The sequence below is a fragment of the Pseudomonas peli genome (assembly GCF_050563605.1).
GTDB lineage: Bacteria > Pseudomonadota > Gammaproteobacteria > Pseudomonadales > Pseudomonadaceae > Aquipseudomonas > Aquipseudomonas peli_A.
Map to the genome: position 1 here is coordinate 22,851 of NZ_JBNXUH010000025.1, position 6,814 is coordinate 29,664.

Below are 6,814 nucleotides of genomic sequence, written 5' to 3' on the forward strand. Positions count from 1 at the left end.
TTCCCGCCCATCGACCCAGAGCGAACCAGCTTTATGAGCGCCACGCCCAAACCCCTGGTACTGATCATCCTCGATGGCTTCGGCCACAGTGACAGCCCCGAATCCAACGCCATCATGGCGGCCAACACGCCGGTCTACGACCATCTGCGCGCCACCCAGCCCCACGGATTGATCTCAGGCTCGGGTATGGATGTGGGCCTGCCGGACGGGCAGATGGGCAACTCCGAGGTCGGTCATATGAACCTCGGCGCGGGCCGCGTGGTGTATCAGGACTTCACCCGGGTGACCAAAGCGATTCGCGATGGCGATTTCTTCACTAATCAGGCCATCACCAGCGCCGTGGACAAGGCGGTAAGCGCCGGCAAGGCCGTGCATATCCTCGGCCTGCTCTCCGACGGCGGCGTACACAGCCACCAGGACCATCTGGCCGCCATGGCCGAACTGGCCGCCCAGCGCGGTGCCGAGCGTATTTATCTGCATGCCTTCCTCGATGGCCGCGACACCCCGCCGAAAAGCGCGCAGCCGTCCATTGAGCTGCTCGACGCCACCTTCGCCAAACTCGGCAAGGGCCGTATCGCCAGCCTCAGCGGCCGCTACTTCGCCATGGACCGCGACAACCGCTGGGACCGCGTCGAGCAGGCCTATGAGCTGCTGGTCGACGGCAACGGCCAGTTCAACGCTGCCACAGCCGTAGAGGGCCTAAATGCCGCCTACGCACGCGGCGAAAGCGATGAGTTTGTCAAAGCCACCAGCATCGGCGAGCCCGTGCGGATGGAAGACGGTGACGCCGTGGTGTTTATGAACTTCCGCGCCGACCGCGCCCGCGAGCTGACCCGCGCCTTTGTCGAGCCGGGCTTCAAGGAGTTCGAGCGCACGCGCGTGCCGCAACTGACCGGCTTCGTCATGCTCACCCAATACGCCGCAAGCATCCCGACGCCCAGCGCCTACAAACCGGAAGCCCTGACCAACGTGCTCGGCGAATACCTGGCTAACAATGGCAAGACCCAGCTGCGCATCGCCGAAACCGAGAAGTACGCCCACGTCACCTTCTTCTTCTCCGGTGGCCGTGAGGAGCCCTTTGCTGGCGAAGAACGCATCCTCATCCCCTCGCCGAACGTCGCCACCTACGACCTGCAGCCGCAGATGAGCGCTCCGGAAGTCACCGACCGCATTGTCGACGCCATCGAGAACCAGCGGTATGACGTGATCATCGTCAACTACGCCAACGGCGACATGGTCGGCCACACCGGCGTGTTCTCCGCCGCCGTGGCCGCTGTGGAATGCCTGGACGGCTGCGTCGGGCGCATCGTCGCAGCGCTGGACAAGGTCGGCGGCGAAGCGCTGATCACCGCCGACCACGGCAACGTCGAGCAGATGGCCGACGAAAGCACCGGCCAGGCGCACACCGCACACACCTGCGAGCCGGTGCCATTTATCTATGTCGGCAAGCGCCCAGCGACCATCCGCCCAGGCGGCGTGCTGGCAGACGTGGCCCCGACCCTGCTGACCCTGATGGGCCTGCCAGTACCGGCGGAAATGACCGGCACCAGCATTGTCGAACTGAGCTAAGCCGCTGCCCGCAGCCAGGTGCAACGCCTGGCCTGCGGGCCGTCGCAACGTGACGTTAACCATGGCTCCGAGCCATTTTTTAGGCATACTAGGCACGTTCTTAATTCAGGTGCTGCCAGCCCCATGTTTCGTGCCCTCGCCGTTATTTTCCTGACCCTGCTGCTGACGCCTGCCATCGCCGACGAGAAGAGCGATGCGCAAAAGCAACTGGACGCCGCCCGCGCCGATGTCGCCGAGCTGAAGCAACTGCTGGATAAGCTGCAGCAGGAAAAATCCGGCGTACAGAAAGACCTGAAGAAAACCGAAAGCGAAATGGGCCAGCTGGAGAAACAGGTCAAAGGCCTGCAGCAGGACCTGAAGAAGAGTGAAGAAGAAATCCAGCGCCTCGATACCGAGAAAAAAAAACTCGAGGGCGCGCGCCTTGAACAGCAGCGCCTGATTGGCATCCAGGCCCGCGCCGCCTATCAGAGCGGCCGCCAGGAGTACGTCAAGCTGCTGCTCAACCAGCAGAACCCGGAAAAATTCTCGCGCACCCTGACCTACTACGACTACCTCAGCGAAGCGCGCATGGAACAACTCGCCACCTTCAATGAAACCCTGCGCCAGCTGGCCAACGTCGAGCTGGATATCGCCAACCAGCAAAGCCAGTTGCTGGAACAGAAAAGCGCGCTGGACGGCCGCCGCGAGCAGCTCGCCAGCGTACGCAAGGAGCGTCAGCTGGCCCTGGCCAAGTTGAACAAGGAATTCTCCGCCCGCGACCAGAAGCTCAAGGCCCGCCAGCAGGAACAAGCCAATCTGGCCCGCGTGCTGAAAACCATCGAAGAAACCCTCGCCCGCCAGGCCCGCGAAGCTGAAGCCGCGCGCCAGCAAGCCCTGCTCGCCGAACGCGAACAGCCGCGCAGCAGCACTAATCCCGCGCCGACGGGTCCACTGGTGAGCTCCGGCGCCAGTTTTGGCGGTCCATTCGCCATGGCCCGCGGCAAATTGCCCTGGCCGGTTGATGGTCGCCTGGTGGCCCGCTTCGGCACGCCACGCGGTGGTGACGCCCGCACCAAGTGGGATGGAGTGCTGATCGGCGCCTCCGCCGGTAGCCAGGTGCACGCCGTGCACGGCGGGCGCGTGGTGTTTGCCGACTGGTTGCGTGGCGCCGGGCTTCTGGTCATTCTCGACCATGGCAACGGCTACCTGAGCCTCTATGGGCATAACCAGAGCCTGCTCAAGGACGCCGGTGACGTGGTCAAGGCCGGCGAAGCCATCGCCACCGTTGGCAACAGCGGCGGCCAGGACACCCCAGCACTGTATTTCGCAATTCGCCAGCAGGGCCGCCCCACCGACCCTGCTCAATGGTGCCGCGCACAAGGATAGCGGGCCGTTTAAAAACGTTAGCGAGGCAGCCGAGGCTAGGCAAAAACAGGCGAAAAGCGGAGTTTACGAGCTGTAAATGAGCATTTGAGCCTGTTTTTAACGACGCATCGGCAACGCAGGTAGTTTTTCGACGAGCCGGCGTGCTGTGATTACCGATTTAGGACAGGAGTAAGTTCGACATGCCGCATCTGTTCCGCCTCACCGCCCTCGCGCTGGCCGTTACCCTGCTGGGCAGCACTGCCGCCTTTGCCGCACCAGCCGAAGCACCGGCCACCGCCAACGACAGCGCGCCACTGCCGCTGGACGACCTGCGCACCTTTGCCGAGGTGATGGATCGTATCAAGTCCGCCTATGTCGAGCCGGTCAGCGACAAGACCCTGCTGGAAAACGCGATCAAGGGCATGCTCAGCAACCTTGACCCGCACTCGGCGTACCTGGAGCCGGAAGCCTTCCGCGACCTGCAGGAAAGCACCAGCGGCGAATTCGGCGGCCTGGGCATTGAGCTCGGCACCGAAGACGGCTTTCTCAAGGTGGTTTCGCCGATCGATGACACCCCGGCGTCCGCCGCTGGCATCCAGCCGGGCGACCTGATCGTGAAGATCGACGGCCAGCCAACCAAGGGCTTGTCGTTGATGGAAGCCGTCGAGAAGATGCGCGGTAAAGCCGGCAGCGATATCGAACTGACCTTGGTCCGTGAAGGCGGCAAGCCCTTCGATGTCGAACTGACGCGCGCGGTAATCAAGGTCAAGAGCGTGAAAAGCCAGCTGCTCGACGACGGCTATGGCTACGTGCGCATCACCCAGTTCCAAGTCAACAGCGGCGAAGAAGTCGGTAAAGCCCTGGCCAAACTGCGCAAGGAAAACGGCAAGAAGCTGCGCGGCCTGGTGCTCGACCTGCGCAACAACCCCGGCGGAGTACTGCAGGCGGCAGTGGAAGTCACCGACCACTTCCTCAAGAAGGGCCTGATCGTCTACACCGAAGGGCGTATCGCCAACTCCGAGCTGCGCTTCAATGCCGACCCGGCCGACGCCAGTGAAGGCGTGCCCCTGGTGGTGCTGATCAACGGCGGCAGCGCCTCAGCCTCGGAAATCGTTGCCGGCGCCCTGCAGGATCACAAACGCGGCGTGCTGATGGGCACCGACAGCTTCGGCAAAGGCTCAGTGCAGACCGTGCTGCCGCTGAACAATGACCGCGCCCTGAAGCTCACTACCGCGCTGTACTTCACCCCCAACGGCCGTTCGATTCAGGCTCAGGGCATCGTCCCGGATATCGAAGTGGCGCGCGCCAAACTGACCCGCGAGCAGGACGAAAGCGGCATCAAGGAAGCCGATCTGCAAGGTCACCTGGGTAACGGCAACGGTGGCGCCGACAAGCCAAGCAAGAACAAAGCCGGCACCCCCGCGCGCCCACAGGACGACGACTACCAGCTGAGCCAGGCACTCAACCTGCTTAAAGGCCTGAGCGTTACCCGCGGCGACTGAAAGCCCCTGTAGGAGCGGCGGGGGCGCCTAGCTCATGCCCCGAAACTGCAGCCAACAAAAAGCCCGACCTTGATCACTCAGGGTCGGGCTTTTTAATAACACCTGAAACTACAGGTAGTTATTGGTCATCTCGTCGATAAAGCCTTCTGCGCGCAGTTCGTCCAAAGCCTTCTGCAAGCGCTGCACCACCTCATCCGGAGTGTCCTTGTTCAGCGCCAGATACAGCTCAGCCTCGTTGAAGCGCAGCGCGGTATTCAGACCGCTGACACCTTCCTGTTTGGCCAGGTAGCGGCCGACCGGGTCAGTGGTGGCCCACAGGTCGATCTTGCCGCTGAGCAGCTTCTTGATGTTTTCCTGATCACGCAACGCATTGATCGGGCTCAGGCCCTGGCTTTCCAGATGCTGGCTGACAGCATCGTTCTTGTAGGCACCAATCTGGTACTGGCCGGCGTCCTTGAGGCTGGCGACGCTCAAGTTATTGCCCGGCGCAGCCAACAGCACCCAACCGGTTTTCGCCAATGGCCCCACCCATTTGAACAGTGGCTGACGCTCAGGGGTGAAGGTGGTGGAGAACAGGCCGTAGTTGGGCTTGTCCAGGGTCAGACGATACAGGCGATCCCAGGGGAAACGCAGGGTCAGGGTGTAGTTGATACCGGCGCGCTTGAACATCTCGCGGACGATTTCGGTGCTGATGCCATCGATACCGTCGTCACGTGCGTAGTTCTTGTCATCCACGGCCATGTTGAATGGCGGGAAGTTCTCGGTCAGCAACACCACTTTGTAGTCGGCTGGAAGCTCTGCACGGGCTGCGCAGGCGCTCAGGAAAAGCCCGAACAACAGGCTAAATTTCAGGGTTTTCAACATAGGTCATTCCGCTCGCATGAATTGTGATTATGGCTAGCGGCATCCCTGCTCGGGCGACTGCCCGGCGACGTATGGTACTTGGCGTCAACCATCCATGGCCGCGAGCCGGTTTGTGACCGGCCCACTGGTGCTACGTATTACAGGTAGTTATTCAGAATATCGTCGACAAAGCCTTCGCTGCGCATCTTGTCCAGCTCGGCTTGCAGCTTCTGTACAACTTCGTCCGGCACCTCTTTGTTCAGCGCCAGATACAGCTCTGCGCTATCGAAACGCAGAATGGTTTTCAGCCCAGAAACACCTTCCTGTTTGGCCAGGTAGCGGCCGGCAGGATCACCGGTGGCCCACAGGTCAATCTGACCGGCCATCAGTTTCTTAGCGTTTTCCGTGTCGCGCAGGGCGGTAATTGGCTCCAGGCCTTTTTCCACCAGGTGCTCGGCAATCGCGTCGCCCTTGTAGGCGCCGACCTTGTACTGTTTGGCGTCGTCCAGACTGTTCAGGGTAATGCTGCTATCGGCCTTGCCGAGCAACACCCAGTCATCCGGGCCAATCGGACCGACCCACTTGAACAGCGCCTCACGCTCCGGCAAACGCGCCGCAACAAAGACGCCATAGCCAGGCTTTTCCAGCGCCAGCTTGTAGATGCGATCCCAAGGGAAACGCAGAGTCATGTTGTATTGGATGCCGGCGCGCTTGAACATCTCGCGGATGATATCCACGGCAATGCCGTCGATATTGTCTTCCTGGGCGAAGTTCTTGCCGTTGATCGCCATGTTGTACGGTGGGAAATTCTCGGTCAGCAGGACCATGCGGTAGTTCGGGTCAATTTCGGCCCGAGCACTGCCCGCGAGCACCATAACTGTGCCAGCGAGGGCGACTAATAGTTGTTTGAACATGATGTCTCACATCGATAGTTGGGCTGAGTATGCAAGCATACCCAGCACTGTCGACTTAGCCCAGCCCAGGTTTTCCGCAGGTACGGACACCAGACGCTTACAGATAACCGTCTTTGATCGTACCCAACTCACCCTGAGCGCGCATATCGTCCAAGGCCTTCTGCAACTTCTGCACCACTTCATCGGGCGTCTCTTTATTCAACGCCAGATAGAGGTCGGCGCTGTTAAAGCGGTGCACGACCTTGAGCGCGCCCAGTGGCGACTGCTTGGCCATATAGCGCCCGCCAACCTCATCGGTGGCCCACAGGTCGATCATGCCCTTCTCCAGCTTGTTGAGGTTTTCCTTGTCCTGCAGGCTGGTTTGTACCGTCACGCCACGGTCGATGAGGAACTGCGAAATCGCATCATTGCGATAACCGCCGATCCGGTATGCCCCGGCCTGATCCAGGCTATTCAACGCAATGGTGCTATCGGCCTTGGCCAGCAGCACCCAGTCGCTCACGGCAATCGGCCCAACCCACTTGAACAACGACTCACGCTCCGGCGTGCGGNATGAGAACCTGCAAAATCGCATCTTTGCAATACCCGCCGATCCGGTATGCCCCGGCCTGATCCAGGCTATTCAACGCAATGGTGCTATCG

Annotated in this window: 6 protein-coding genes; 3 read left to right on the forward strand and 3 right to left on the reverse strand. The window is 61.1% G+C overall.

Annotated features, from left to right (window positions below):
* The first annotated feature begins 33 nt into the window (after positions 1-33).
* The 3 genes from gpmI (at position 34) to ACQ4LH_RS19500 (ending at position 4,415) form a co-directional block, all read left to right on the forward strand.
* Positions 34-1,569, forward strand: a complete 1,536-nt coding sequence (gene gpmI / locus ACQ4LH_RS19490; RefSeq protein ID WP_430698703.1) for a 2,3-bisphosphoglycerate-independent phosphoglycerate mutase — start codon at positions 34-36, stop codon at positions 1,567-1,569.
* 123 nt (positions 1,570-1,692) lie between these two features.
* Entirely contained in the window at positions 1,693-2,934 is a 1,242-nt protein-coding gene (locus ACQ4LH_RS19495; protein ID WP_430698704.1) for a murein hydrolase activator EnvC family protein, read from the forward strand.
* Between the two features lie 179 nt (positions 2,935-3,113).
* Complete coding sequence (locus ACQ4LH_RS19500) at positions 3,114-4,415, forward strand: S41 family peptidase (protein ID WP_430698705.1); 1,302 nt, start codon at positions 3,114-3,116, stop codon at positions 4,413-4,415.
* Between the two features lie 108 nt (positions 4,416-4,523).
* Here ACQ4LH_RS19500 and ACQ4LH_RS19505 read toward each other — a convergent pair whose 3' ends face one another.
* From ACQ4LH_RS19505 to ACQ4LH_RS19515, 3 genes are all read right to left on the reverse strand, one after another.
* On the reverse strand, positions 4,524-5,279 hold the full coding sequence (locus ACQ4LH_RS19505) for a substrate-binding periplasmic protein (protein ID WP_430698706.1): 756 nt from the start codon (positions 5,277-5,279) through the stop codon (positions 4,524-4,526).
* 137 nt (positions 5,280-5,416) lie between these two features.
* On the reverse strand, positions 5,417-6,172 hold the full coding sequence (locus tag ACQ4LH_RS19510) for a substrate-binding periplasmic protein (RefSeq protein WP_430698707.1): 756 nt from the start codon (positions 6,170-6,172) through the stop codon (positions 5,417-5,419).
* Positions 6,173-6,269: 97 nt separating this feature from the next.
* Complete coding sequence (locus ACQ4LH_RS19515) at positions 6,270-6,701, reverse strand: substrate-binding periplasmic protein (protein WP_430698709.1); 432 nt, start codon at positions 6,699-6,701, stop codon at positions 6,270-6,272.
* Between the last annotated feature and the right edge of the window lie 113 nt (positions 6,702-6,814).